Origin of the sequence: Mesorhizobium sp. CU3 (genome assembly GCF_006442965.1) — a bacterium.
In the GTDB taxonomy this organism is placed as follows: Bacteria; Pseudomonadota; Alphaproteobacteria; order Rhizobiales; family Rhizobiaceae; genus Mesorhizobium.
On sequence record NZ_VFWX01000001.1, the window covers coordinates 139,944 to 166,532 of the forward strand.

General features: G+C 63.6%; 25 protein-coding genes and 1 riboswitch. Of the genes, 11 read left to right on the forward strand and 14 right to left on the reverse strand.

Going from position 1 to position 26,589, the window contains the following annotated elements; all coding sequences use genetic code 11:
- Nucleotides 1-39: 39 nt before the first annotated feature.
- Complete coding sequence (locus tag FJ988_RS00700; protein WP_140814756.1) at nt 40-1,029, reverse strand: LysR family transcriptional regulator; 990 nt, start codon at nt 1,027-1,029, stop codon at nt 40-42.
- Nucleotides 1,030-1,321: 292 nt separating this feature from the next.
- Here FJ988_RS00700 and chvE point away from each other — a divergent pair, with 292 nt between their 5' ends.
- The 5 genes from chvE (at nt 1,322) to FJ988_RS00725 (ending at nt 7,138) form a co-directional block, all read left to right on the forward strand.
- Nucleotides 1,322-2,392: a multiple monosaccharide ABC transporter substrate-binding protein gene (chvE, locus tag FJ988_RS00705; protein WP_140814758.1), complete on the forward strand. Its 1,071-nt coding sequence runs from the start codon at nt 1,322-1,324 to the stop codon at nt 2,390-2,392.
- Nucleotides 2,393-2,592: 200 nt separating this feature from the next.
- Nucleotides 2,593-4,125 (forward strand): multiple monosaccharide ABC transporter ATP-binding protein, encoded by a 1,533-nt coding sequence (gene mmsA / locus FJ988_RS00710; RefSeq protein WP_140814760.1) that lies wholly within the window; start codon nt 2,593-2,595, stop codon nt 4,123-4,125.
- The gene (mmsB, locus tag FJ988_RS00715) at nt 4,122-5,417 is read left to right on the forward strand and encodes a multiple monosaccharide ABC transporter permease (RefSeq protein ID WP_140814761.1); all 1,296 of its coding nucleotides are present in this window, start codon (nt 4,122-4,124) and stop codon (nt 5,415-5,417) included. The genes mmsA and mmsB overlap by 4 nt, the downstream gene beginning before the upstream one ends.
- 256 nt (nt 5,418-5,673) lie before the next feature.
- The gene (gene araD1, locus FJ988_RS00720) at nt 5,674-6,666 is read left to right on the forward strand and encodes an AraD1 family protein (RefSeq protein ID WP_140814763.1); all 993 of its coding nucleotides are present in this window, start codon (nt 5,674-5,676) and stop codon (nt 6,664-6,666) included.
- Between the two features lie 25 nt (nt 6,667-6,691).
- The gene (locus FJ988_RS00725; RefSeq protein ID WP_140814764.1) at nt 6,692-7,138 is read left to right on the forward strand and encodes a hypothetical protein; all 447 of its coding nucleotides are present in this window, start codon (nt 6,692-6,694) and stop codon (nt 7,136-7,138) included.
- A 13-nt stretch (nt 7,139-7,151) separates the two neighbouring features.
- Here FJ988_RS00725 and FJ988_RS00730 read toward each other — a convergent pair whose 3' ends face one another.
- Complete coding sequence (locus FJ988_RS00730) at nt 7,152-8,246, reverse strand: 2'-deoxycytidine 5'-triphosphate deaminase (RefSeq protein WP_140814766.1); 1,095 nt, start codon at nt 8,244-8,246, stop codon at nt 7,152-7,154.
- Between the two features lie 78 nt (nt 8,247-8,324).
- Nucleotides 8,325-8,402: riboswitch (SAM riboswitch) on the forward strand.
- 58 nt (nt 8,403-8,460) lie between these two features.
- Here FJ988_RS00730 and FJ988_RS00735 point away from each other — a divergent pair.
- Complete coding sequence (locus FJ988_RS00735) at nt 8,461-9,648, forward strand: O-succinylhomoserine sulfhydrylase (protein WP_140814769.1); 1,188 nt, start codon at nt 8,461-8,463, stop codon at nt 9,646-9,648.
- Between the two features lie 32 nt (nt 9,649-9,680).
- On the opposite strand, the gene FJ988_RS00740 is transcribed toward FJ988_RS00735, so the two are convergent.
- Nucleotides 9,681-10,826 (reverse strand): ceramide glucosyltransferase, encoded by a 1,146-nt coding sequence (locus FJ988_RS00740; RefSeq protein ID WP_140814771.1) that lies wholly within the window; start codon nt 10,824-10,826, stop codon nt 9,681-9,683.
- A gap of 203 nt (nt 10,827-11,029) precedes the next feature.
- Between FJ988_RS00740 and apaG the strand changes: the two genes are divergently transcribed.
- Nucleotides 11,030-11,422 carry a Co2+/Mg2+ efflux protein ApaG gene (gene apaG, locus FJ988_RS00745; RefSeq protein WP_140814773.1) on the forward strand — a complete coding sequence of 131 codons (393 nt, stop codon included), beginning with the start codon at nt 11,030-11,032 and terminating at the stop codon, nt 11,420-11,422.
- Between the two features lie 197 nt (nt 11,423-11,619).
- Here apaG and FJ988_RS00750 read toward each other — a convergent pair whose 3' ends face one another.
- From FJ988_RS00750 to FJ988_RS00760, 3 genes are all read right to left on the reverse strand, one after another.
- A complete protein-coding gene (locus FJ988_RS00750; RefSeq protein ID WP_140814775.1) occupies nt 11,620-12,648 on the reverse strand; it encodes an Hsp33 family molecular chaperone in 1,029 nt (342 codons plus the stop codon).
- Between the two features lie 111 nt (nt 12,649-12,759).
- A complete protein-coding gene (argF, locus tag FJ988_RS00755; RefSeq protein ID WP_140814777.1) occupies nt 12,760-13,671 on the reverse strand; it encodes an ornithine carbamoyltransferase in 912 nt (303 codons plus the stop codon).
- A gap of 16 nt (nt 13,672-13,687) precedes the next feature.
- Complete coding sequence (locus FJ988_RS00760) at nt 13,688-14,887, reverse strand: aspartate aminotransferase family protein (protein WP_140814779.1); 1,200 nt, start codon at nt 14,885-14,887, stop codon at nt 13,688-13,690.
- A 356-nt stretch (nt 14,888-15,243) separates the two neighbouring features.
- Here FJ988_RS00760 and FJ988_RS00765 point away from each other — a divergent pair, with 356 nt between their 5' ends.
- Entirely contained in the window at nt 15,244-15,756 is a 513-nt protein-coding gene (locus tag FJ988_RS00765; protein WP_140814780.1) for a GcrA family cell cycle regulator, read from the forward strand.
- 82 nt (nt 15,757-15,838) lie between these two features.
- On the opposite strand, the gene FJ988_RS00770 is transcribed toward FJ988_RS00765, so the two are convergent.
- From FJ988_RS00770 to FJ988_RS00780, 3 genes are all read right to left on the reverse strand, one after another.
- Nucleotides 15,839-16,849: a magnesium and cobalt transport protein CorA gene (locus FJ988_RS00770; protein ID WP_140814782.1), complete on the reverse strand. Its 1,011-nt coding sequence runs from the start codon at nt 16,847-16,849 to the stop codon at nt 15,839-15,841.
- Between the two features lie 86 nt (nt 16,850-16,935).
- Nucleotides 16,936-17,658 (reverse strand): phosphate signaling complex protein PhoU, encoded by a 723-nt coding sequence (phoU, locus tag FJ988_RS00775; protein ID WP_140815320.1) that lies wholly within the window; start codon nt 17,656-17,658, stop codon nt 16,936-16,938.
- A gap of 108 nt (nt 17,659-17,766) precedes the next feature.
- A complete protein-coding gene (locus FJ988_RS00780) occupies nt 17,767-19,032 on the reverse strand; it encodes a cell wall metabolism sensor histidine kinase WalK (protein WP_181183384.1) in 1,266 nt (421 codons plus the stop codon).
- Between the two features lie 191 nt (nt 19,033-19,223).
- Between FJ988_RS00780 and ppk2 the strand changes: the two genes are divergently transcribed.
- The gene (gene ppk2, locus FJ988_RS00785; protein WP_140814785.1) at nt 19,224-20,129 is read left to right on the forward strand and encodes a polyphosphate kinase 2; all 906 of its coding nucleotides are present in this window, start codon (nt 19,224-19,226) and stop codon (nt 20,127-20,129) included.
- A 62-nt stretch (nt 20,130-20,191) separates the two neighbouring features.
- Here ppk2 and FJ988_RS00790 read toward each other — a convergent pair whose 3' ends face one another.
- From FJ988_RS00790 to FJ988_RS00800, 3 genes are all read right to left on the reverse strand, one after another.
- A complete protein-coding gene (locus FJ988_RS00790) occupies nt 20,192-20,941 on the reverse strand; it encodes an enoyl-CoA hydratase-related protein (protein ID WP_140814787.1) in 750 nt (249 codons plus the stop codon).
- 11 nt (nt 20,942-20,952) lie between these two features.
- The gene (locus FJ988_RS00795) at nt 20,953-21,591 is read right to left on the reverse strand and encodes an acyl-homoserine-lactone synthase (RefSeq protein WP_140814789.1); all 639 of its coding nucleotides are present in this window, start codon (nt 21,589-21,591) and stop codon (nt 20,953-20,955) included.
- 97 nt (nt 21,592-21,688) lie between these two features.
- The gene (locus tag FJ988_RS00800) at nt 21,689-22,420 is read right to left on the reverse strand and encodes a LuxR family transcriptional regulator (RefSeq protein ID WP_140814791.1); all 732 of its coding nucleotides are present in this window, start codon (nt 22,418-22,420) and stop codon (nt 21,689-21,691) included.
- Between the two features lie 273 nt (nt 22,421-22,693).
- Here FJ988_RS00800 and FJ988_RS00805 point away from each other — a divergent pair, with 273 nt between their 5' ends.
- Nucleotides 22,694-23,518: a transporter substrate-binding domain-containing protein gene (locus FJ988_RS00805; protein ID WP_140814793.1), complete on the forward strand. Its 825-nt coding sequence runs from the start codon at nt 22,694-22,696 to the stop codon at nt 23,516-23,518.
- On the opposite strand, the gene FJ988_RS00810 is transcribed toward FJ988_RS00805, so the two are convergent.
- Nucleotides 23,515-23,928: a tellurite resistance TerB family protein gene (locus FJ988_RS00810; protein ID WP_140814794.1), complete on the reverse strand. Its 414-nt coding sequence runs from the start codon at nt 23,926-23,928 to the stop codon at nt 23,515-23,517. The two genes, FJ988_RS00805 and FJ988_RS00810, sit on opposite strands and share 4 nt — an antisense overlap.
- A 157-nt stretch (nt 23,929-24,085) precedes the next feature.
- On the opposite strand from FJ988_RS00810, the gene FJ988_RS00815 reads away from it, so the two are divergent.
- A complete protein-coding gene (locus FJ988_RS00815; protein WP_140814796.1) occupies nt 24,086-25,735 on the forward strand; it encodes a lysine--tRNA ligase in 1,650 nt (549 codons plus the stop codon).
- On the opposite strand, the gene FJ988_RS00820 is transcribed toward FJ988_RS00815, so the two are convergent.
- Nucleotides 25,698-26,579: a thermonuclease family protein gene (locus FJ988_RS00820; RefSeq protein ID WP_246688401.1), complete on the reverse strand. Its 882-nt coding sequence runs from the start codon at nt 26,577-26,579 to the stop codon at nt 25,698-25,700. The genes FJ988_RS00815 and FJ988_RS00820 overlap by 38 nt on opposite strands.
- Nucleotides 26,580-26,589: the final 10 nt, after the last annotated feature.

Consider the following 26,589-nt stretch of genomic DNA (forward strand, 5'->3'; position numbering starts at 1 on the left):
GCCGATCGGTTTGAACGTACAAGTAGCATTCTCGTTCCATTACCCCACTTCGCGCAAGATGAAGTCGTGCAGCATTTTGGCTGCCGGGGAGAGGACACGGTTCTTTATGGTTATCAAACTGTAAGGCCGCACCTCGATGTCGAACTCGGTCTGCACCACGTCGATGGCGCCGGCCAGGCCGTCGGGACCCTGAATGAACTTCGCCACCTGGATCGAAACCGGCGCGATGGCGTCCGACTGCGCCACCATCACCAGGGTCAAAAGCAGCGAGGACGTGTTGAGGATACGGTCCGGCAGCGGGATGTTGCGGTTCAGAAAATTGCTTTCCATCGCCTGGCGCAGCGGCGAGCCGCCGGACTGGAAGACCCAGTCATAGGCCGCGGTGTCTTCCAGCCCGACCGCCTTGCCGCTCGCCAGCGGATGGCCGCGACGCACGATGAGGCAGGCTTTTTCGACGCCGATGACGCGCGATTCGAACAGCCGCGGATTGAGGTCGTCGGGGATGCGGGCGATGATGAAATCGTGACGCGACGCGATCAGCTCGCGGGCAAGCACGTTCGAGGTCTCGACCTGCATGTTGATCTCGATGCGCGGATAGATGCGACGTATTTCGCGGATCGCCGGCACCGCCAGCTCGATCGCCGGCGCCGTGACCGAGCCGAGGAAGACCGAGCCGCCCTTGCCGGCCTTCAGCTCGGAAATCTCGCGGTCGGCCTCGCGCATCTCGAGCAGGATCGAGCGGGCGCGCCTGGCGAGCGCCTGGCCGTAAGGGTTGAGTGTTACGCCGCGCGGCAGGCGCTCGCACAACTTCACGTCGAGCACCGCCTCCATCTCGGCGATCATGCGCGAGGCGGCCGGCTGCGAGATGTTCATGACCTGCGCCGCCGCGCTCACCCGTCCGTGATCGTCGAGAGCGGCGATCATACGCATATGGCGCAGGCTGAGGCCGCTGCGCAGCAGTGTTTCGCCGTCGCCCGGAAGTTTTTCGTAACCGCCTGAAATCGCTTCAGGATCACGCAATGCCGCCATGATTTCGAGCCCGCTCCGCCAGCCTGTTTTCGTATCGTAAACTATATCAGCTTCGGTATAGCAACCAGCAAAGATCGCATTTGACAGTTATGTCAAAGCGACCCACCCTTCGCCCGTTCCAAGGCGCAGGGGTCGACTACGAGTAAAATCGTATCGATTGAAACTGCGTCGTGGGGCCGATTGGGAGGATACCGGAGATCGATAAGGTCGACAGCAGCGCGCCAGCGCTTCTGCTCGACCGCGCGGCCCGCGAAGCCCCGAGGTGTCGCGTCCATCAACCAGGGAGAGTAATGTGAAAATCATCAAGACGCTGGCCGCCGTGGCGGCCCTTGGCATCGCCGCCATGTCCTATTCGGCGCATGCCGCCGACAAGGGCCTCATCGGCGTGCTGATGCCGACCAAGACCTCGCAGCGCTGGATTAACGACGGCGACGCCGTCAAGTCCCAGCTCGAGAAGCTCGGCTACACCGTCGACCTGCAATATGCGCAGGACGATATCCCGAACCAGCTCAGCCAGCTGGAAAACGAAATCACCAAGGGCCCGAAGGCGCTGATCATCGCTTCGATCGACGGCACCACCATGGCCGATGCGCTGCAGAAGGCCAATGACGCCGGCGTCGTCGTCGTCGCCTATGACCGCCTGATCAAGAAGACCGGCAATGTCGACTACTACACCACCTTCGACAATTTCGGCGTCGGCGTTATCCAGGCGAATTCGCTGGTCAAGGGGCTCAAGGAGCGCTTCCCGAACACCAAGCCGTGGAACGTCGAACTGTTCGGCGGCTCGCCGGACGACAACAACGCCTTCTTCTTCTACAACGGCGCCATGTCGGTGCTGCAGCCGCTGATCGACGACGGCTCGATCAAGATCAAGTCCGGCCAGATGGGCATGGACAAGGTCGGCACGCTGCGCTGGCTCGCCGCCACTGCGCAGGCCCGCATGGACAACCTTCTGTCGGCCAACTACTCGGACGGCAGCCGCGTCGACGGCGTTCTGTCGCCCTATGACGGCCTGTCGCGCGGCATCACCGCCTCGCTGCGCGCCGTCGGTTACGGCACCGACGCTCAGCCCTGGCCGATCGTAACCGGTCAGGACGCCGAGACCGCCTCGGTCAAGCTGATCATCTCGGGCGAGCAGTACTCGACTGTGTTCAAGGACACGCGCGACCTGGCCAAGGCCACCGTCGAGCTGGTCGACAAGGTGCTCTCCGGCGGCAAGCCGGACGGCCTCGACACCAAGACCTACAACAACGACGTCAAGGTCGTTCCCTCGATCCTTTTGACGCCGCATGAGGTCGACAAGTCGAACTACCAGAAGCTGGTCGTCGACTCCGGTTACATCAAGGCCGAAGACCTGAAGTAATCCAGTCTTAAAGGAAGGGGTCCTGCGCAACGCAGGACCCCTTTTCGTTCGGTAGCGAGCCCGGTATTGTTTTGCCGGCTTCTGCAGCGCCACGCGTCGATTGAAGAACGCGAAAACCGCCGCAGTATGTTGATTTCGCGCATGAGCATTTCCCGGAATCGATGCCGATTTGGGAGCCATGCGCCAGGGAGCGGAACCCGATGGCCTCGACGATTTTGGAGATGCGCGACATCACCAAGACGTTTCCCGGCGTGAAGGCGTTGTCGAACGTCAACCTCAGCGTCGAGGAAGGCGAGATCCACGCCATCGTCGGCGAGAACGGCGCCGGCAAGTCGACGCTGATGAAGGTGCTGTCGGGCGTCTATCCGGCCGGCACCTATGAAGGCCAGATCGTCTTCCGCGGCCAGGAATGCCACTTCAAGGGCATCCACGACAGCGAGCATATCGGCATCGTCATCATCCATCAGGAGCTTGCCCTGGTGCCGATGCTGTCGATTGCGGAAAACATCTTCCTCGGCAACGAGCATGCCAGCTACGGCGTCATCGACTGGAATGCCAACGAGACGCGAACGGCTACCCTGCTCAAGAAGGTCGGGCTGAAGGAAGACCCCAAGACGCTGATCACCAACATCGGCGTCGGCAAGCAGCAACTGGTCGAGATCGCCAAGGCGCTCAGCAAGGAAGTGAAGCTGCTGATCCTCGACGAGCCGACGGCCTCGCTCAGCGAGAAGGACAGCCAGGCGCTGCTCGACCTCCTGCTCGAGTTCAAGCGCCAGGGCATGACCTCGATCCTGATCTCGCACAAGCTGAACGAGGTGAACCGCGTCGCCGACAAGGTGACGGTGATCCGCGACGGACGCACCATCGAGACCTTGCCGCGCAAGGACATTTCGGAAGACCGCATCATCACCTCGATGGTCGGCCGCTCGCTCGACGACCGCTATCCGCCGCGCGAGCCGCAGATCGGCGACGTCGTGCTGGAAGTGAAGAACTGGTCGGTCTACCACCCGATCCATGCCGAGCGGCAGGTGATCAAGAACATCAGCCTCAATGTGCGCAAGGGCGAGGTGGTCGGCATCGCCGGGCTGATGGGCGCCGGCCGCACCGAGTTCGCGATGAGCCTTTTCGGCCGCTCCTATGGCCGGCGCATCAGCGGCGAAGTGCTGCTGAGAGGCAAGCCGCTCGATCTTTCGACGGTGAGCAAGGCGGTGGAAAACCGCATCGCCTATGTCACCGAGGACCGCAAGACCTACGGCCTCAACCTGATCGACCACATCAAGCACAATGTGACGCTCGCCAATCTCGGCGGCGTTTCCAGCCACGGCGTCATCGACGACATGCGCGAGATGAGCGTCGCCAACGACTATCGCAAGAAGACCAACATCCGCGCCTCCAGCGTCTACCAGCTGACCGGCAATCTGTCGGGCGGCAACCAGCAGAAGGTGGTGCTGTCGAAATGGCTGTTCGCCGATCCGGAAGTCTTGATCCTCGACGAGCCGACGCGCGGCATCGATGTCGGCGCCAAATACGAAATCTATACGATCATCGCCCGGCTCGCTGCCGAAGGTAAGGCGGTTATCGTCATCTCGTCGGAAATGCCGGAACTGCTCGGCATCACCGACCGCATCTATGTCATGAACGAAGGGCGCATCGTCGGCGAGATGGCGGCGAGTGACGCCAGCCAGGAGAAGATCATGCGCGCCATCGTTCGGGGAGAAGGAAAAGCATCATGAGCACAGACAGCGCTCCCGCACCGCAAAGCGGCGCTGCCGAGGACGTCAAGCAGCAGGGTCCGCGCATCGCCGTCTCGGCGCTGACGACGAACCTGCGCGAATACGGCCTGATCATCGCGCTGATCGTGATCATGCTGTTCTTCCAGTACACGACGTCGGGCACGCTGTTCAAACCGGTCAACCTGTCGAACCTGGTGCAGCAGAACTCGTTCATCATCGTGATGGCGCTGGGCATGCTGCTGGTCATCGTCTCCGGCTATATCGACCTCAGCGTCGGCTCGGTCGCGGGCTTCATCGGCGCGCTGGCGGCGATGATGATGGTGATCTGGCCGCTCGGCATATTCTCCAATCCGCTGGTGGTCTCGATCATCTGCCTGATCGTCGGGGCGCTCATCGGCGCGGCGCAAGGCTACTGGATCGCCTATCACAAGATACCGAGCTTTATCGTGACGCTCGCCGGCATGCTGATCTTCCGCGGCATCTGCCAGGCGCTGCTCGGCGGCGGCTCGTCGGTCGGCCCGCTGCCCGACAGCTTCAAGGCGCTGAGCTCGGGCTTCATCCCGGATGTGATCGGGCCGCTGACGCTGATCCCGCCGACCGTGAATGCCGCCGGCAAGACCATTCTCGGCAGCGGCTTAACGCTGCACATGACGACCATCGTGCTCGGCCTCGTCGCGGTGCTCGCCTATGCCTATTTCGGCTTCAGGACGCGTCGCAAGCGCGAACAGCATGGCTACGAGGCCGAGCCCTTCGTGCTGTTCGTCATCAAGACGCTGGTCGGCAGCGCGCTGGCGCTGTTCCTGGTCTTCCAGTTCGCCAGCTACCGCGGCCTGCCGGTCGTGCTGCTGGTCATGGGCGTGCTGATCTCGCTGTTCGTCTTCGTCACCAAGCGCATGACCATCGGCCGCCGCATCTATGCCATGGGCGGCAACGCCAAGGCGGCGCAGCTGTCGGGCATCAACACCGAACGGCTGACGCTGTGGGTGTTCATCAATATGGGCGTGCTCTCGGCGCTTGGCGGGCTGATCATCGCGGCGCGCCTCGGCCAGGCCGTGCCGGCCGCCGGGCTGGGCTCGGAGCTCGACGTCATCGCCGCCGTCTTCATCGGCGGCGCCTCGGCGATGGGCGGCGTCGGCCAGGTCATCGGCGCCGTGGTCGGTGGCTTCATCATGGGCGTGATGAACAACGGCATGTCGATCATGGGCGTCAACGTCGATTGGCAGCAGGTTGTGAAAGGCCTGGTGCTGCTCGGCGCCGTCATCTTCGACGTCTACAACAAGAACAAGGCCTAGGGCATGGTCCCGAAAAGTGGGAACCGGTTTTCGGAAAAGATCATGCTCCAGCTAGGCGCCGGGAGCGAGGTTCAGGAGGCATACGGGTTCTAGATCGCGACGCTGCCGGCAACCCGTCGGCGCCAAGAAGTCCAGGCAAGGACCAGGCTCGCGAGCGCAATCCGGACGAAGAGTTTCAACCGCGGCGGGGATCGATCCACGCCGCGCCGGTCAAGGCTTGCCCGCGGGCGGCCGGTAAAATGAGAGAGGGTTCGACATGCTGATCTCCCAGATCCTCGATGACGCCGAGACGATCCGCGTCGTTGCCCGCAATGGCGGCGGCAAGACCAGGATCATCAACGGCGCGCGCAGCGTCTATTCGCTGGCCATGGAAGCCGCGCGCACCGGCACAGGCCTCGAGGCACTGATCGAGCGCAAGGGCTATGGCGAGACGATCGATCTCGACGCCGTCTACAAGAAGGGCCGGCTGGTGTCGCCGATCAACCATCCCGACCCGGCGCATCTGCATCTTACCGGCACCGGCCTCACGCATCTCGGCTCCGCCGCGACGCGCGATTCCATGCACAAGAAGCTCAATGACGGCGAGGAGCAGCTCACCGATTCCATGAAGATGTTCCGCATGGGGCTGGAAGGCGGCAAGCCGGCCAAGGGCCAGGTCGGCGTCCAGCCGGAATGGTTTTACAAAGGCAACGGCACGATGGCGGTGGCGCCGGGCGCCCCCTTGATGTCGCCGGCCTTCGCGCAGGACGGCGGCGAGGAGCCTGAGATCGCCGGCATCTATGTGATCGGCGACGACGGCGCGCCGTTCCGCGTCGGCTTCACGCTGTCCAACGAGTTCTCCGACCATGTAACGGAGCGCGTGAACTATCTGTTCCTCGCCCACTCCAAGCTGCGCAACGCCTCGTTCGGCCCGGAGATCCTGATTGGCGACCTGCCGGCTGACATCCGCGGCGCATCGCGCATCTGGCGCGACGGCAAGCTCCTTTGGGAAAAGCCCTTCCTGTCGGGCGAAGCGAACATGTCGCACACCATCGCCAATCTCGAGCACCACCACTTCAAATATTCGGCCTTCCGCCAGCCGGGCGACGTGCACGTGCATATGTTCGGCACCGCGACTTTGTCCTTCGCCGACGGCATCAGGACCGAAGCCGGCGACACGTTCGAGATCGAGGCGCAGGATTTCGGCCTGCCGCTGCGCAATCCGCTGGAGATCGAAAAGCCGGTGAAGGTGGCGGTGAAGGCTCTGTGAGGTAACGCCAAGCCCGGGAGGATGAATGAAGCGGATCGGCACTGTGTTGATGGGCTTCGTGCTTGTCCTCGCCTGCATGTCCTCCGCGGCTTACAGTGCCGGGAAATGCAGCCCGAACTCCTATAGCCAGGCCCGATCGGCGATGACGGGCCGGCTTCTGGCTACCGGTTATTCGAAGACGCAGGTGAGCTTTCTGATGCGCAATGCGGATCGCATGACATCCGCGCTGCGCGCCGGGCAGCTGAACGATAAAGCCAAGGCCTGCGGCATCGACTCCGCGCGCGCCTATGTCTTTGGATGCCTCGACAAGCAATTGTTCCCCTTGCAGTCCGGCACACGCGCCTCGCTGGACAACGAGAAACAAACCAAAGGCTTTTGGGGCAGGAAACGCCTGACCGTGCGCGAGCTGGTCTTCATCAGCGATTTCCACGTCTGCCTTGGCGCGGCGAAGGAATATCTCTTTCGTGGCTAACGCCAAACGAGGATCAGCGCGCTGCTCTAAAATGCTTGGAGAGTTTTAGGCCCTGCGCCTGATAGTTCGAGCCGAGATCCGAGCCATAAAGCGCCTGCGGGCGTTTCAGCATGTGCTCGTAGACCAGGCGGCCGACGATCTGGCCGTGGTCGAGGATGAAGGGCACCTCGTGGCTGCGCACTTCGAGCACGGCGCGGCTGCCGCTGCCGCCGGCGGCGGAGTGGCCGAAGCCCGGGTCAAAGAAGCCGGCATAGTGGACGCGGAACTCGCCGACCAGCGGATCGAAGGGCGTCATCTCGGCGGCATAGAGCGGCGGCACATGCACCGCTTCGCGGCTGACCAGGATGTAGAATTCGTCGGGATCGAGCACCAATTCGCCGGCGCCGCTCTTATAAAGCGGCTCCCAGAAGTCGACGACATCCTGCGCGGCGCGCTTGTCGACATCGACGAGGCCGGTGTGGTGCTTGCCGCGATAGCCGATCAGGCCGTCCTTGTCGCCATCGAGGTCGATCGACAGCGCGATGCCCCCGCCGGAAATGTTGGGCGGCTCGGTGGCGACCAGCATCTCGGCGCGGTGGAGATCGCGCAGTTCGTTTTCCGACAGCACGGCCTGGCCGGTGCGGAAGCGGATCTGCGACAGGCGCGAGCCGGCGCGCACCACGATCGGGAAGGTGCGCGGGCTGACTTCGAGATAGAGCGGCCCGTGATAGCCGGCGGCGATCTTGTCGAACTCGTGACCGCGGTCGGTCATGACGCGGGTGAAGATGTCCAAACGCCCGGTCGAGCTCTTCGGATTGGCGGAAGCCGACACGTTGGCGGGCAGCGCCAGGCTTTCGAGCAGCGGCACGATGTAGACGCAGCCCGTTTCCAGCACCGCGCCCTCGGCGAGATTGACCTCGTGCAGCTTCAGCCGGTCGAGCTTGTCGGCGACGAGATGATCGGGCCCGGGCAGGAAGGAGGCGCGCACGCGATAGGCCTTGTCGCCAAGCCTGAGATCGAGGCTGGCCGGCTGGATCTGGTCGGCATCCAGCACGCGCGGCGACTTCAGCGCGCCGGACTGGAACAGCGCGGAAATATCCTGATCGGGAAGAATGCCTGTGTGCCGCAAAGCTCCGCTCCTGGGCCGCTGGTACAAACCTCTTAATGAAGCCGGCAATTGACGCAAGCGCGGCGCTCATTTAAAGGGTCGTTATCCCGTGGTGATTTGGCCGGTCGGCTTGCAGCCACGTTAAACAAGTCGCTAAAGGACCGTCGGGCCGCAAGGCCGTATGGACCGGTTGCGACTGTTCGCGGCCGGTTTTTTTGTGTCTGGAAGTAGAGCGATGACCAAGAAGCGTAACTGGAAGCCTCAAACGGCACTCGTGCATGGCGGAACGCTGCGTTCCGGTTTCGGCGAGACCGCCGAAGCAATGTATCTCACACAAGGCTATGTCTACGAGACCGCCCAGGCCGCGGAAGCCCGCTTCAAGGGCGAGGAGCCCGGCTTCATCTATTCGCGCTACGCCAATCCGACCGTCGACATGTTCGAAAAGCGCATGTGCGCGCTGGAAGGCGCCGAAGACGCGCGCGCCACCGCGTCCGGCATGGCCGCGGTCTCGGCCGCTCTTTTGTGCAGCGTCAAGGCCGGCGACCATATCGTGGCGGCGCGCGCGCTGTTCGGCTCCTGCCGCTGGGTGGTCGAGACGCTGGCGCCGCGCTACGGCATCGAGGCGACGCTGGTCGACGGCACCGACATCGCCAATTGGGAAAAGGCGGTGAAGAAGAACACCAAGCTGTTCTTCCTCGAAAGCCCGACCAATCCGACGCTGGAGGTGGTCGACATCGCCGCCGTCGCCAAGCTCGCGAATTCGATCGGCGCGCGCGTCATCGTCGACAATGTCTTCGCCACGCCGCTGCAGCAGAAGCCGCTTCAGCTCGGCGCCCACATCGTGGTCTATTCGGCGACCAAGCATATCGACGGCCAGGGCCGTTGCCTCGGCGGCGTCATCCTGTCGGACAAGAAGTGGATCGACGAGAACCTGCACGACTATTTCCGCCACACCGGGCCTAGCCTCTCGCCCTTCAATGCCTGGACGCTGCTCAAGGGGCTGGAGACGCTGCCGCTGCGCGTGCGCCAGCAGACGGAGAGCGCCGGCAAGATCGCCGACTTCCTCGCCGGACGGCCGGAGATCGCGCGCGTCATCTATCCCGGCCGCGCCGACCATCCGCAGGCCGATATCGTCAAGAAGCAGATGTCCGGCGGCTCGACGCTGATCTGCCTCGACGTCAAGGGCGGCAAGCAGGCGGCCTTCGCCTTGCAGAACGCGCTCGACATCGTGCTGATCTCCAACAATCTCGGCGACGCCAAGAGCCTGATCACCCATCCGGCGACGACGACGCACAAGAACCTCAGCGACGAGGCGCGGGCCGAGCTCGGCATCGGGCCGGGCACGCTCAGGCTGTCGGTGGGGCTGGAGGATGCGGACGACCTCCTAGAGGACATCGAACAGGCGCTGAAGGCCGCCAAGTAAGCTCGCGGGCGGACCAGATCGCTCGAGACGGCTCAGGCGATCTCCTCGAGTTCCGTCATCTCACGGGTGCGGATGGTCATGGCATTGCCGCGCCATTCGACCGAGCCGCCGAACCAGGCGCGCGCCCAGATGGCGGGCAGCATGGCGTCGCGCACGAGCATCGCGGTGATGCTGCGCGGCGACATGTACCAGCCTTTCGACCACGCCAGCAGGCATTCCGGCAGATAGGCAGCCGCAAGCACGCAGAGCGCCGTGGTCGGCAGGCTGATGCCGGCCAGTGCGGCGGTGATCAGCCCAAGAAGCAGCGGCATCGCAGCGCCGGTCAGGATCTCCGGCGCGAAGAACATTGGGAAGGTGACGCGGCGCAGCCGCGCCCAGCGCGTCTGGCGCGACCAGATTTCAGCGAACGTGCGTTGTCCGAGCGGCTGCTCGAAAGGCGAGGCGACGAGATTGACCTTGAGCCCCAGCCCGTTGACCAGCTTTGTGGCGGCGGCGTCCTCGGCGATCTCGGCGGCCAAGGCCTGGATGCCGCCATTGGCGTCGAGCATCGGCTTGTTCCACAGCATGCTCTTGCCCTGAGCAAAACCCAGGCCGAGCGCCTCGCCGGCATATTGCCAGCGCGCCTGCAGCGTATTGAGGAAAGCGCATTCGACCTCGGCCCAGAAACCGTCCGGAAGCGAGCCGGTCGGCGTCGAGCAGACCAGACCGGTATCCCGCCGCCATGCCGCCATCAGGTGCTGGATATAGTCCATCGGCATCAGCACGTTGGAATCGGCGAGGATGACCCAATCATGCCTGGCCGCCTGCCAACCCTTGACGCAGTTGTTCAGTTTCGGATTGGCGCTGATGCGGTCGTCGCCGATCAGGAGGCGCGCCGGGACTTTCGGGTTGCGCACGATCGCCGCGTCGATGAGTCTGACCACCGGGTCTTCGGCATGGGCGACGCAGAAGACCAGCTCATAACGCGGCCAGTCGAGCGAGAAGGCGCGCTGCAGGGTTTGTTCGGTGAAAGGCTCGACGCCGCGCGCGGGAACGACGATCGAAACCGGCGGCCGCGGGCCGGCAGGCGGCGGAATGACGCGCCTCGGCTTCAGCCGCGAGGCCGCCAGCGCGATGCTGGTCAGGTTGGACAGAACAAGGGCTGACGAGGCGAAGGCCGCTGCGATCGTGAGTTCCATCGAAATCCGGTCACTCCCGACACTTTTCCTGAAATTGAGCGCCCGAGTCGCCCGGCAGGTTTGTGCACACCAACATTGTCATGTGTCACTTAAATGACATTGTTTTTCGGCACCTGCGCTTAAGGTTGGCGGGTCGGCTCGCTTTTCATTGATAAAGGCGCGGTCGGCGACAATATTTCGTGCCCTCAGTGCCGGAGTCGTTCATGTATCGCGCCGTGACGCGCAATATCGAAGTGCTGGTAAGGCCGTTCTACCTGGAAGATCGCTCCGATCCTGCCGAGAACCGGTATGTCTGGGGCTATCAGGTGACGATCGACAATCGCTCCGACGATTTCGTGCAGTTGTTGTCGCGCTACTGGCACATCACCGACGGCCAGGGCCGCGTCGAGGAAGTGCGCGGCGCTGGCGTCGTCGGCGACCAGCCGGAACTCAACCCCGGCGACAGCTATCAGTATACATCAGGCTGCCCGCTCTCGACACCATCGGGGATCATGGTCGGCCACTACACGATGCGCAACGGCCGTGGCGAGACGTTCGACGTCGCCATTCCGGCGTTCTCGCTCGACCTGCCAGGGACAAGGCGGACAGTGAATTAGGCGACAGCGTCTTTCTCCCCGTTTCACGGGGAGAAATGTCCGGCAGGACAATGAGGGGCAGCGCCGGCTTCCCGAGATTCCGATGGAGCTCGACGACCGCTTCGCCAGCGCGGCGCTATGACCGCCAACGTTGGCGCCGCCCCTCATCCGCCCTTCGGGCACCTTCTCCCGGTGGAACGGGGAGAAGGAAAAAGGGCTTACTTCGCGAACTCGGCCGGATCGAAGTCGTATTGCGTGGAGCAGAATTCGCAGGCGACGTGGATGCCGCCGTCCTCGGTCGAATCCTTGATCTCCTCGGCCGAAAAGCCTGCGAGAATGCCGTGGATCTTGTCGCGCGAGCAGGAGCACTGGTCGTCGACCGGCACGCTGCGGAAGACGCGCACGCCGTGCTCGTGGAACAGGCGATAGAGCAGCCGCTCAGCGCCGACGGTCGGGTCGATCAATTCCGTCGGCTCGATGGTGCCGAGCAGCGCCAAAAGTTCCTGCCAGCTATTGTCGGCCGGCTGGTCCGTCAGCTCGCGATCGTCGCCATCGCCGCCCGAAATATCGGGAACGCGCATGCGCTCCGGCGCCTGCGGCAGGAACTGCGCCAGGATGCCGCCGGCGCGCCACTGCTCGCGCGCGCCGGCCGGGCCGGGCGTGACCAGCTTGGCGACCGACATCTTGATCTCGGTCGGTATCTGCTCCGACTGGCGGAAATAGGTGCGCGCGGCGTCCTCCAGCGAGGTGCCGTCGAGCTGGACAATGCCCTGATAGCGCTGCGTATGCGCGCCCTGATCGATGGTCAGCGCCAGCACGCCGTTGCCGAGCAGCGTCTGCTGCGAGGTCTCGCCGGCGGCGGTCAGCGCCTGCAGCCGGTCGGCGTCGAAGCGCGCATAGGCGCGTAGCGCATGCGGGGTGGTGAAATCGGCCACCAACATGTCGACCGGACCGTCAGTGCGGGTCTGCAGGATGAACTTGCCCTCGAACTTCAGCGAGGTGCCGAGAAGCACGGTGAGCACGCAGGCTTCCGCCAGCAGGCGCGCGACCGGCTCGGGATAATTGTGGCGGCTCAAAATAGCGTCGAGCATCGGCCCGAGCTGCACGGTGCGGCCGCGCACGTCGAGCGGCGCGACCTCGTAAGGCACGACATGATCGTCGCCGGCGAAGCCGAATTCACCGAGTTGAGGTTTGTGTTCAGCCAAAGTCTGGGTTTCCAACATGACAATACTCCGGGGCGCAGCCATGCCGCCCTGTGAGCCGCATGCGTCGAAGCGCGTTCAATTTACGTGATGGCCCGCAAATAGGCATCACATATCCCGGGATCAAGTCGACATATCCCCTTGAGTCGTGTGGGACTAAGCGCCCAGGCACCATGCCAGCACCGCCTTCTGGGCGTGCAGCCGGTTCTCGGCCTCGTCGAAGACCACCGAATGCGGTCCGTCGATCACCTCGTCGGTGACCTCCTCGCCGCGATGCGCCGGCAGGCAGTGCATGAACAACGCGTCCGACTTGGCCTTGGACATCAGCGCCGCGTTGACCTGATAGGGCAGGAAGACGTTGTGGCCGCGGGCGCGATGCTCCTGGCCCATCGACACCCAGCTGTCGGTGACGACGCAGTCGGCTTGGTCGACGGCCTCCTCAGCAGACCTGGAAAACCGAACCTTGCCGCCATGGGCTTTCGACCAGTCGACATACTTCTCGAACGGCTCGCTGCCTTCCGGCACCGCGACATTCACGTTGAAGCGGAAGCGCGCCGAGGCTTCGAGCAGCGAATGCAGCACGTTGTTGCCGTCGCCGGTCCAGGCGAAGGTCTTGCCGGCAACCGGGCCGCGATGCTCCTCATAGGTCATGATGTCGGCCATCAGCTGGCACGGATGGGTGTCGTCGGTCAGGCCGTTGATGACCGGAACGGTGGCGTTCTCGGTCAGTTCGAGCAGCCGGTCATGCGAGGTGGTGCGGATCATGATGGCGTCGACATAGCGCGACAGTACTTTCGCCGTGTCGGCGATGGTTTCGGAGCGGCCGAGCTGCATCTCGGTGCCGGTCAGCATGATGGTCTCGCCGCCGAGTTGGCGCATGCCGACATCGAAGGAGACGCGGGTGCGGGTCGACGGCTTGTCGAAGATCATCGCCAGCACCTTGCCGTCGAGCGGTTTCGAGCGCTCGCCGGCCTTCAGCCTGGTCTTTCGTGCCACCGCGTCGTCCAGCATGACGCGCAGGTCGCCGGCGGAAACGGCGGATAGATCGGTGAAGTGGCGGACACTCATCGGCGGGTTCCAGAAATTACTTGGCGGCTTCGGCCGCGATCGCGTCGGTCAGGCCCTTGGCGCCGCCTCGGATGCGCTGCAGCGCATCGCCGATCTCCTCGTCGGTGACGGTGAGCGGCGGCAGGAGGCGGATGACGTTGTCGCCGGCTGGCACCGCCAGCAGATGCTGGTCGCGCAGCGCCATGTTGACCTTGGTGTTGGGCATGGCACATTTGAGGCCCAGCATCAGGCCGGTTCCCCTTATGCCCTCGATGACCTCGGGGAATTCGTCGGCGACCCCGGCCAAACCCTGCTTCAGGAGCAGCGCCTTGCGCTGCACGTCTTCGAGGAAGCCGTCGGCCAGCACCACGTCGAGCACGGCATTGCCGACCGCCATCGCCAGCGGGTTGCCGCCGAAGGTGGTGCCGTGCACGCCGGCGGTCATGCCTGTTGCCGCCTCATCGGTGGCGAGGCAGGCGCCCATCGGGAAGCCGCCGCCGATGCCTTTGGCGATCGCCATGATGTCGGGCGCCACACCGGTCCATTCATGCGCAAACAGCTTGCCTGTGCGGCCGATGCCGCACTGGACCTCGTCGAAGATCAACAGCAGGCCGTGCTGGTCGCAAAGCTGGCGCAGGCGCTTCAAGGATTGCGTCGGCACCGGGCGGATGCCGCCCTCGCCCTGCACCGGCTCGATCAGGATCGCCGCCGTCTCCGGCGTGATCGCTTTTTCGGCGGCGTCGATGTCGTCATAGCCGACCTGGTCGAAGCCCTCGACCTTCGGGCCGAAGCCTTCGAGATATTTGTACTGGCCACCGGCGGCGATCGTCGCAAGCGTGCGGCCGTGGAAGGCGCCCTCGAACGTGATGATGCGGAAACGCTCGGGATGATCCTTGACGAAGTGATAGCGCCTGGCCGTCTTGATCGCGCATTCCAGCGCCTCGGCGCCGGAATTGGTGAAGAACACCTTGTCGGCGAAGGTGGCGTCGACCAGCCGCTCGCCCAGCCGGCGCTGCTCGGGGATCTCATAGAGATTGGAGACGTGCCAGAGCTTGGCGGCCTGCTCGGTCAGCGCGGCAACCAGGTGCGGGTGGCTGTGGCCCAGCGAATTGACCGCGATGCCGCCGGCGAAATCGAGATATCGCTCGCCCTTGTCGGTGACCAGCCAGGTCCCCTCCCCGTGGTCGAAGGCCAGGGGTGCGCGAGCAAAGGTCTCGTAAAGCGCCGAACCGCTCATTATATGCGTCTCCGGTACCGGAAATCAAAAAAGCCGCCAATGCGGCGGCCTTTGCGGCTTATCATGTTTTTCGGCCATGAAGTCAACGAAAACGTCGCGCAGAAGCGCGCGGCAAGCCTCCGACGCCACGCCGGCTCATCAGTGGACCGGCAAGTTGGGGAAAACCGAAAAAACCGAATCGTGTTGCCCTGGGGACTCTTGTCACCGAGTCAGCGCATAAGGTATTTGTAGTCGAGAAATAACTAGATTTCGTGCGGCGGACCTAAATCACCCGGTATATGTGGTGTTGTTTGCCCGGCGAGAGCCGGGTCGGGGACGGATTCTGACTGCCGCACGCTTCATAGGAGCGCGGTCTCATGAACTGGACTGACGAGCGGGTAGAACTTCTCAGGAAACTGTGGTCGGAGGGTCTGAGCGCAAGCCAGATCGCCGCGCAGCTTGGCGGAGTGAGCCGCAACGCCGTCATCGGCAAGGTGCATCGCCTGAAACTGTCGGGCCGCGGCCGCGCAACCGCCGCCCCGGCACGGCAGAAAAAGACGGTGCAGGGCGCCTCGATGCAGAAATCGGTGGCCCGCGCCGCGAGCGCGACACGCCATGTGACGGTCGGCGCCACCGCGCTGCAGGTGCAGTTCGACGCCGAGCCGGTGGCGCGCCACTACATCCGCCCAGTCGAGAACGTCGTCGTGCCGATCTCGCGCAACCTGCAGCTCGTCGAGCTGACCGAGCGCACCTGCAAATGGCCGAACGGCGACCCGCTGTCGGAAGATTTCAGCTTCTGCGGCACCGAGTCCGCCGAGACCGGGCCGTATTGCAAATACCACTCGCGCGTGGCGTTCCAGCCGGCGGCGGAGCGGCGCAGGGCACGCTGAGCGGGGTGAGTCAGTAGTCAATAGTCAACGAGGATGCCTACCATCCTCACTAATCACTACTGACTATTCACTACTCACCTACTCACAGCCATCCATTCTTCTTGAACCGCCAGTACAAGAACGAACAGACCATCGCGATCGCCACCAGCACCATCGGATAGCCATACGGCAGTTTCAGCTCCGGCATATTGTCGAAATTCATGCCGTAGATGCCGGCGAGCGCCGTCGGCACCGCCAAAATGGCGGCCCATGAGGCGAGCTTCTTGGAGATCGCCGTTTCCTGGCTCTGGCCGACAAGCAGGCTGGCTTCGAAGGCAAAGGCCAGAACCTCGCGCAAACTGTCGATCTTTTCCTGCACGGTGCGGATGTGGTCGGTCACGTCGCGGAACAGCGGATGCATGGCAGAGTGGATTTGCGGCAGCTCGGCACTGGTGAGCCGTCGGCAGACCTCGACCAGCGGCAGCGCGGCGTTGCGCAGCCTGAGAAGGTCGCGCCGCAGCATATACAACCGCTCGATGTCGGCGCCGGTCATAGGCTTCAAAAGCACCTTGTCCTCGATCGCCTCGACCTCGTCCTCGATCTGCTCCAGCACCGGCATGTAATTGTCGACGATGAAATCGAGGATAGCGTACAGGACGAAATCCTCGCCCTTGGCCAGCGAATGCGGGCAGCTTTCCCAGTGCTGGCGCACGGCGGCATAGGAGGTCGACGGGCCGTGGCGGACGCTGACGATGTAGCCGGTGCCAACGAAGAGATGCGTCTCGCCGAAGGTGACGCGGCCGTCGATCAACTGCGCGGTGCGCGCGACTATGAACAGCGCATCGCCATATTGCTCGATCTTGGGGCGGGCATGCGGATGTTCGGCGTCCTCGATCGCTAGGTCATGCAGATGGAATTGCGCCTGGACCCTGAGCAAAAGATTGCGGTCGGGCTCGAGCAGGCCGATCCAGACGACATGGCCGGGCTTGGCCGCCCATTCGCCGGCCTCTTCGACCGGGATATCGGCGACGCGTTTGCCGCCGGCATAGACGCTCGAAGCGATGATGCCCGATGTCGGCTGCGGAGCCGGGGTCAGGTTCCGAACTTGTTCCATCGCAAACCTCCCGAGACTGCGACTGACAAATCGCTGTGTCTGGAAGAGCTTAACCTAAATTAGAAAGCCGTTCGAGAGGCGCCTGTTCACTTAACCGGCGCCATGCCGGGGAGCACGACCTTGTCGGTCTTGTCGCTTTTCGGCCGATCGGCCGGCATCTGGTCGCCGGTGACGATGTAATAGATGGTCTCGGCGATGTTGGTCGCATGGTCGCCGATGCGCTCGATGTTCTTGGCGCAGAACAGAAGATGCGTGCAGGGGGTGATGTTGCGCGGATCTTCCATCATGTAGGTCAACAGCTCGCGGAACAGCGAGGTGTACATGGCGTCGATCTGGTCGTCGCGATCGCGCACGAAGCCGATCCTGTCGACCGAGCGCGAAGCGTAGACGTCGAGCACTTCCTTGAGCTGCGTCAGCGCCAGATTGGCCAGCGCCTCGAGGCCGCGGAACAGGCTGTTGGGCTGGCGGCCGTCGACAGAGGCGACGCGCTTGGCGACATTCTTGCCGAGATCGCCGACGCGCTCGATGTCGGCCGAGATGCGGATGGCGCCGACGATCTCGCGCAGATCCGTCGCCATCGGCTGGCGCCTGGCGATGATGACGATCGCCCTGTCGTCGATCTCGCGCTGTCCCTCGTCGAGGACGAGATCGTCCTGGATGACCTTCTGGGCAAGGCCATGGTCGGCGTTGACCAGAGCGGCAACCGCCTGCTCCACCATTCGTTCGGCATGCCCGCCCATTGCGGCGATGCGTTTGGAGAGGAACTTCAGTTCCTCGTCATAGGCACTCATGATGTGCACGGACTGCATGGACATGCCTTCCCGGTTCGCACCGGCTTGTTCGTTTCCTCAATCCGTCGCTGATACGCGAACCGCATGACAGAAAGACGAAAATGCCGGTTGGTAACCCATACAGGATCAGCGAGCCGGCAAATGAACCGTAAACGCCGCACCCTTGCCGACTTCCGACCTGATCGACAATCTTGCATTATGACGGGTCAATATATGCTTGACGATGGAAAGGCCAAGGCCCGTGCCTTTCTGGGTGCGGCTGCTCTCGACATCGACGCGGTAGAACCGTTCGGTGATGCGCGGGATATGCTCTTCGGCAATGCCCGGACCGAAATCCCTGATAGTGACGTCGACACCCTCCTCCCGGCCGCCCTCGCCGCCGGCAATCGAGACGGTGACATGCCCGCCCGACTGGCCATATTTGCAGGCGTTTTCCAGAAGGTTCTCGAAAACCTGGAACAGTTCGTCGCGGTCGCCGGGAACGACAAGCGGCCCGTCGGCGAAATCGCGCTCGATGACGACGCCGTTCTCATTGGCCAGCGGCGCAAGCGAGTCGATGACGCTGTCGATGGTCTGGCGAAGGTCCACCTCGGTGCCGGGCCGCAGATAAGGTTTCATCTCCAGCCGCGACAGCGAAAGCAGGTCGTCGATCAGGCGCGCCATGCGGCCGGTCTGATTCTGCATGATCTGCAGGAACTGGTCGCGCGCCGCCGGATCGTTGCGGGCCGGCCCGCGCAAGGTCTCGATGAAGCCGGCGATCGAGGCGAGCGGCGTGCGCAATTCGTGGCTGGCATTGGCGATGAAGTCGGCGCGCATGCGGTCGATGCGGCGCGTCTCGCTCTGATCCTTGAACACCAGCACGTAAAGGCCGGTGGCATGGCCGACCGTGGAGGCGCTGACCCGATATGTCCGCTCCACCGGCAGCTTTTCGGTGTAGTCGACGGCGTCAGAAGCCACCTCTCCCGCCAAGATGCCGTCGAGCAGCGCCTGCATTTCCGGAGCGCGGAACTTGAGTGACAGCGACATGCCCGGCGCCAGACCGCCAAAGGCCGCGAAGGCGGCGGCATTGGCGTGAACGATATTGGCCGACTGGTCGAAGATGATCAGGGGGTCGGCGACGGCTGCCGCCAGATATTCGCCGGAGAGCCGCTGCAGCCCGCTCGCCTCGATCGCGGCGGCGTCATTGGCCGACTGACGTTCGGCATCGACGGGAAGCATCGTGACGGCGGCCAGCACGGCGAGCGCCAGCAGCGGCACATAGATCGAGGCGCCCGCAAAAAAATACACGCCAAGGATCGCAACGGCGCCGATGGCCAGCAGCCAGCGGCTGCGCCATAGCCGCGCCGCCAGGGCCTGCCCTGTGCCGTTTTGTTCCGCGCTCGCCTCTGCCATACCCCGCATCCCGTCGGCTGGCCAGCGATAGACTGGACAGGCCCGGCGCACAGGCCCCTGAAAATCAGGATCGATTTTCGCAGGAGTTCATGCGCAAAATCAAAATGCTACGGCGACTTTGCTTCCGAAAGGGCGCATGTCGCTGCAGAGGCTCCATAGCATGAGTCCGCAAACTGGAAAGGTTCGTCTGGATGAAAAATGCCAAGCAAACGGCGGAGGCGGCGCCGGCCACGGGACCGATCAAGATCAAGATCGGCGGCAAGGAACGCGCCTTCGACATCGACGATCCGGTGCTGCCAGACTGGATCGATGACAACAAGCTGACCGCCGGCGGCTATCCTTACGACAAGAAGATGAAGAGCGAGGACTACGAGAAGGAGCTCGAGCACCTGCAGATCGAGCTGGTCAAGGCGCAAGCCTGGCTGCAGAAGACCGGCGGCCGGCTGATGGCGCTTTTCGAGGGCCGTGACGCCGCCGGTAAGGGCGGCACGATCTTCGTGCTGCGGCAATTCATGAACCCGCGCACCGCGCGCAACGTAGCGCTGACCAAGCCGACGCCGACCGAGACCGGGCAATGGTACTACCAGCGCTATGTCGATCATTTCCCGACCTCGGGCGAGTTCGTCACCTTCGATCGGTCTTGGTACAACCGCGCCGGCGTCGAGCCGGTCATGGGCTTCTGCACGCCGGAGCAGCATGAGAAATTCCTCGACGAAACGCCGCATTTCGAGCGCATGATCGTCAATGAGGGCATCCATTTCTTCAAGTTCTGGCTCAACATCGGCCGCGAAACGCAGCTCGAGCGGTTCCATGACCGCCGCTGGTCGCCGCTGAAGAGTTGGAAGTTCTCGCCGATCGACATCGCCGGCATCAACAAGTGGGACGACTACACCAAGGCGCGCGACCAGATGGTTGAGCGCACCCACAAGGAATTCGCACCGTGGATCATCGTGCGCGCCAACGACAAGCGACGAGCCCGGCTAGCTGTGATCCAGCGCATCCTTTTGTCGCTGCCTTACGATGGACGCGACCTCGACGTCATCGGCAAGCCCGACAAGAAGATCATCGGCGAAGGGCCGGATTTCTTGAAGGATTAGAAATATTACAGCGCCGCGCGCCTTCCGGCTTGCGCGGCGCTGAGTTTTTCATTGCCGGGCGATCAGGCCGCCAGGCGGGCGATCCGCTGCAGCCGCTTCAAGGTCGTGTCGTCCTGAAGCGCCTGCTGGAACAGCGTGATCTCATGGTCGATGCGGTCGCACAGCACGTCAGTGTCGCCCTTGAGCAGGCTGCGTGTCTGCAGCAATGCGGCGACCGGCTTCTTGGCGAGATGCTTCGCTCTCGCCAAGGTCGCCTCCTCCGCGCTGCCTTCCGTCACGATCTCGCCCACCAGCCCGAGCGCCTTGGCATCGTCTACGCCGAGCGTGTCGCCCAGGCAGAAGAAGCGGAAGGCGCCGGCATAGCCGAGCTTCTGGGGCGCCAGGATGCTGGTCGCCGCGTCCGGCACCAGGCCGAAATCGACGAACGGCACCCTGAAGGTGCTGCCCCTGGAAGCGATCACCATGTCGCAGTGGAACAGTATGGTGCAGCCGACGCCGACGGCATCGCCGTCGACGCAGGCAAGCACCGGCTTGGGGAAGGTCGCCAGCATGCGGAACATGTCGGTGACGGCGGCGATCAGTTCCCGGTGCTTGGTGGCGTCGAGGAACTCCGAGAAATCGCCGCCGAGGCAGAAGCAGCCGGCAAGGCCGCGAAGCATGACGACGCGGACCTCGTCGTTGACGGCTGCGTCGTGCAAGGTCATGGCAAGGCTCGCATAGGCGTGCCGGTCGAGCACCGGCCTTCCGTCATGCGAGGACACCGTGACGACCAGCGTGTGGCCGCGCAGTTCGGGTTCGGGATGAAAGCTCATGGCCGCCTCCATCACGATGCTTGCTTCAAGCCGAGCTGACCGGGATAACCCCGGGTCAACACCGGCAGATGGTGGTTGCGGCGCTGGCGCACGATATCGAGCGTATGCTCGGTGAAGGTGAGCAGCGTCGCCACGACCTGCTGGTTGCCGTAAGTGCGCTGGTAGCCGAGGGGCTTGGCCAGGAAATGCAGCTGCAGAGCCCGCAGCACCCACATCGGCTCGAACTCGATGATCACCTGGTTGACGTTGCGCTTCAGCCCCCATTCGACGAAGCCGGCGATAAGTTCGGTACCGACCGTCGAGACGCCGCGTTTGCCGTCACGAAAGCCGGGGGCCACCGCGTAGCGGGTCAGTTCCCAGACATTCGGTCCCGAGGGGGACGGCCCCTCGCAGAGGTCGAACAGCACGTCGCTCAGAAGATGCGGCCGCGTCGTCGGCAGCATGCGCTGGTAGCCGGCAAGCTCGCCATTGCGGATGACGAGGTGATGTTCGGCCTCGTCATGGTCGAACTGATCGATCTCGAGCTGGTCCGGACGATCGAGATCGGTCCATCCCATCTCCTCGACGAAGATCCTGTAGCGCAGCCGATGAACGGCCTCCCAGAGGTCGGGACGTTCCATAAGTTCCTGAGTGGTAAGGGCAAAAAGCATTAGCCGTCTCCTGGGCTTAGAGGAAGATACGGCCGTGATGTCCCTTAAAATATTGCGCGAACGCGCAGGCAAGAATTTCTAGGTCGGCACGGCCGACCTAGCTAATATAGCCGCGCCTAATGGCCTCCGCGACAGCTTGCACGCGGTTGGCCGCGCCCAGTTTGCTCTTGGCGTTAAGAAGATGTTTCTCGGAAGTATGTTCCGAGATGCCTAAAATTTGAGATATCTCCCATTCGGACTTGCCGACAGCTGCCCATTGCAGGCATTCCCGCTCGCGAGCCGTCAATTCTATGTGATCGATAAGCTTGTCGGCCTTAGTGTGCAGCTGCATGGCGCGGCCGATGGCATAGGTCGACGCTAGCGAAACCATGCCGAATTCCGCGTCCGACAATTCGACGGATTCGCCGCCGAGCGAAACCATGACGATCTGGCCGTCGAGCGTGACCAGCGGGAATGCCAGTCCGTCGCGCAGTTTGAACTCGCGCGCGTCGCCCATCACCTCGTCGCTGTCCTTGTCGATGACGATGTGCTGGGACGCTTCTCGCCACTGGAACGGCGCCTGCAACTGCTTCATGTGGCTGACGACCGGATCGTGGTCGACATAGTTGCGCGCCACGTAGCGCTCCAGCCAGTCGCCCGGCCAGTCGCACAGCAGCACATGTTGTTTCTGCTGGCCGCGCGGCGTGCCCGGTTGCGGCACGGTCCCAGCCATCAGCGCCGTTAGACCGAAATTGGAGGTGATACCCAGCAAGCGCTCGCACACCGCGGCCGCGGTGCCCGCTTGTTGCAATTGATCGATGTATTCCAGCGTTCTGTCGAACATGCCCATCGCAACATCTACCCCATGTTGCTTGTTTTTCTCGTTACCGATGGTAGATGACCGAACCGCCCTTCGCCATCAACCCCGGATTGCAGGCCGTTCATGCGCCGGTAAGCTTCCCCCTCCCGGCGCAAGCGAAATCACCTGCAAACTTTACAAATCATACGCTCAATTTGGCCGGATGAAATCAAAAACCGTTGTGCCGGCATCATTTTCATACGAAAAACCGTGCGGCAGGGATTGGCGGAGCCTCAAGTGACAATCCGGTGGATAGTTCTGACCATGCTGTCGCTCTTGGCCGGCGCACTGCCGTTTGCCGGCGCGACTCGGGCCGCCGAACCGCAGGTGCCGGTGCTGTGGGACGCCAAGGAGAGGCTGCCCAAGCCCGACCTCTCGGCGCTGCCGCGTCTCAGATTCCTCACCACAACCGATTTTCCGCCCTTCAACTTCCTCGACGGCTCGGGGCGGCTGTCGGGTTTCCACATCGATCTGGCGCGGGCGATCTGCGCCGAGCTCGACATCGTCGAAAAGTGCCAGATCCAGGCGCTGCCGTGGAACGAGCTGGACGCCGCGCTCGATAAAGGCGAAGGCGAAGCGATCATCGCAGGCATCGCCGCGACCCCGGAGAGCCGGGAGAAATATGCCTTCTCGCGCTCCTATCTGCAGTTTCCGGCGCGCTTCATCATGCCGAAGGCGAAGGCCTTCGCCGAACCGATCCTCGACAAGTTGCGCAGCAAGCGGGTCGGCGTCGTCGCCGGCTCGGCGCATGAGAAGATGCTGCGCGACTATTTCGGCACCCTCCAGGTCGTGCCCTTCGACAAGCCCGAGGATCTCTATGCCGACCTCAAGGCCGGCAAGGTAGACGCCGCCTTCGGCGACGGCATGCGCTTCGCCTTCTGGCTGGGCGGCTCGGACGCGGCCGGCTGCTGCCGCTTCGCCGGCGGCCCCTATCTGGCGCCGGAATATCTGGGCTCGGGCATGGCGATCGCCACGCGCAAAGGCGATACGGCGCTGGCAGCGGCCTTCGACTACGCGCTGCAGGAGATCTCGATCAAGGGCACTTTCGCCGAATTCTACCTGCGCTATTTCCCGGTGAGCTTCTTTTAGGTCAGCGTGCGCAGGCGCGCCTTGGCCGCGCGGGCGATCGCCGCGACGGTCAGCGTGTCGAGATCGAGCTTGAGGCGGATGAGCTGCAACACCCTGACCTCCTCCATGCGCATTTCGAGATCGACGGCGGCGACTTCGAAGGCAGCGGCATAGGCCGTGTCACCCAGCCGCTCGGGCAGCGATGCGGCAATGTTTGCCAGCACCCCATCCAGCCCATCCTTGTCGTGCAGCGCCTTCTGGCAGGCCTGCGCCACCTCAACCAGCCGGTCCCGGTTGAAATCGACGAAGACCGGCCACGTGCGGACGACGTCGCCGATCCGCGCCAGCTCGACATCGGTCATGTCGCGATCGGAGGCCGAGGTGATCACCATCAGGTGGATCAAGGCTTCATGCGGCGTCAGCAAAGGCATTCAAAACTCCTTGGTAATGGGCCTCGAAAGTAGGAAGGCCATTGTGGCATCGCAAGGAAAACCGCCGCAAATCGTTGACGCTCCGGTCTCGCGCGCCTAGAGACCGGTCGACAAATCCTTATCCGCCGCAAAGACGGCACATGACTGGAACTTCGACATGACGGGATCAAACATCATCGATCTCAATCCCGAGATGCTTGCGGCGGCGGCCGAGAGCAAGGCGTGGCCGTTCGAGGAAGCCAAAAAGATCGTCGCGCGCTACAAGGGCAAGGATTTCCCTGAAACCGTGCTGTTCGAGACCGGCTACGGCCCGTCCGGCCTGCCGCATATCGGCACGTTCGGCGAGGTGGCGCGCACGACGATGGTGCGCCACGCCTTCCGCGTGCTGACGCAGGACAAGGTCAAGACCAAGCTTCTGTGCTTCTCCGACGACATGGACGGCATGCGCAAGATCCCGGAAAACGTGCCGGACCGCGCCGCGCTGGAGCCCTATCTGCATATGCCGCTGACCGCGGTGCCCAATCCGTTCGGCGGCGACTATGCGAGCTTCGCCGACCACAACAACGCGATGCTGTGCCGCTTCCTCGACACGTTCGGCTTCGACTACGAGTTCGCCAGCGCGACCCAATACTACAAGTCCGGCCGCTTCGACGAAGTGCTGTTGCGCGCCGCCGAGCGCTATGACCAGATCATGGCGGTGATGCTGCCGACGCTCGGGCCGGAGCGTCAGGCGACCTACAGCCCGTTCCTGCCGATCTCCCCGAAAAGCGGCCGCGTGCTCTATGTGCCGATGAAAAAGGTCGACGCCAAGGCCGGCACCATCACCTTCGACGACGAAGGCACCGAGACGACGCTGCCAGTCACCGGCGGGCATGTGAAGCTGCAGTGGAAGCCGGATTTCGGCATGCGCTGGGCAGCACTCGGCGTCGATTTCGAGATGTTCGGCAAGGACCACCAGACCAATGCCGGGATCTACGACCGGATCTGCAACATCCTCGGCGGCCGCGCGCCGGAGCATTTCGTCTATGAGCTGTTCCTCGACGAGGAGGGCCAGAAGATCTCGAAGTCGAAAGGCAATGGTTTGACCATCGACGAATGGCTGACCTATGCGCCGACCGAGAGCCTCGGCCTCTATATGTACCAGCGGCCGCGGCAGGCGAAGAAACTCTATTTCGACGTCATCCCGAAGGCGGTGGACGAATATTACGCCTTCCTCGGCGCCTACCCGCGGCAGGACTGGAAGGAGCGGCTCGGCAATCCGGTCTGGCACATGCATGACGGCAATCCATCGGCAATCGACCTGCCGGTGCCTTTCGCGCTGCTGCTCAATCTGGTCAGCGCCTCCAACGCGCATGACAAGTCGGTGCTGTGGGGTTTCATCTCGCGCCATGCGCCGGGCGTGACGCCGAAGACGCATCCGGAGCTCGACCGGCTGACCGGCTACGCCATCCGCTATTTCGACGACTTCGTGAAGCCGACCAAGGTTTTCCGCGCCGCCGACGAGGTCGAGCGCGAGGCGTTGGCCAAGCTTTCGGACGCGCTCGGCGCATTGCCGCAGGGCGCCGACGGCGAAGCGATCCAGAACGCGGCGCTCAACGTCGCGCGCCGTATCGAGCGCTACCAGGACCATTCCAAGCAGAGCCCGGAAGGCGGGCCCGGCGTGTCGGTCGCCTTCTTCCAGATGATCTACCAGGTGCTGATCGGCCAGGAGCGCGGACCGCGCTTCGGCTCCTTCGCGGCGCTCTACGGCATCGCCGAGACGCGCGCGCTCATTGAGCGGGCGCTGGCTGGTCAGCTGGCGGCGTAACGGCGCCGTCGTCAGCCGGCAGGATGGAGTCCGGCGCGACCGGCGCCGGTTGCGGTGCTGCCGGCAGCGCCGACAGGCCGCCAAGGTTGGGCGCCGATCCGAAAATGCCCTTCTTTGCCGTGCGGGCCTTGTTCTCGGCCTCGACATAGGGACCGCCCTCGGCGGCGCGCGCCCAGCCGTTTTCGACCAGCCACTGGCCGACGTCCAGATTGCCGACATGGCACTCGGCGGAAATGGTGTCGCGCCCGCCTTCCGGCGGCAGCTTGCAGGCGACGGCACGGCCGCGCAGGAAAGCGCGGAACGCCGTCCTGGCGCGCGCGCCGCAGGCCCAGTCCTTGCCTTCGTCGCCGCAGGTTTCGTCCGCCTTGACGACATCGATACCGGTGATGGCGACCGCGTAGCCCTTCGCCTCGATCAGACCGGCGGCGGTGGCGACGGGCTGGAACAGCTTGGTGCCGTTCCAGTCGCCCGGCATCCTGGTCTTGGGCGGCTTGGGCGGGCCGGCCAGCGCCAGATCGCTGAGCGGCGCGCGCGGCTCGACGCGCTGCAGTTCATCCTCCGGGAGGTCCGGCGGGGCCACCATTTCGGGGTCGATCGCACGGGAATGCACAGCCGGCTTCTGCGGCTGCGGCTCCGATATGGCCGAGGTGGCCGACTCATGCGGCGGGGTGTCGGCTCCGGAAACGGGAGCCGTATCGCCACCGGCGAGCGTGTCGGCAACCGGATCGATCTGATCGACCGTGACGACGCTCTCGTGACCTTTCAGCGTGCGCCCCCCGGCCACCACAAGTGCGGCCATAACCGGGACCGCCAGCACCGCCAGGGTGAGTTGAAGAAAGCGCACCGGTCCGGAC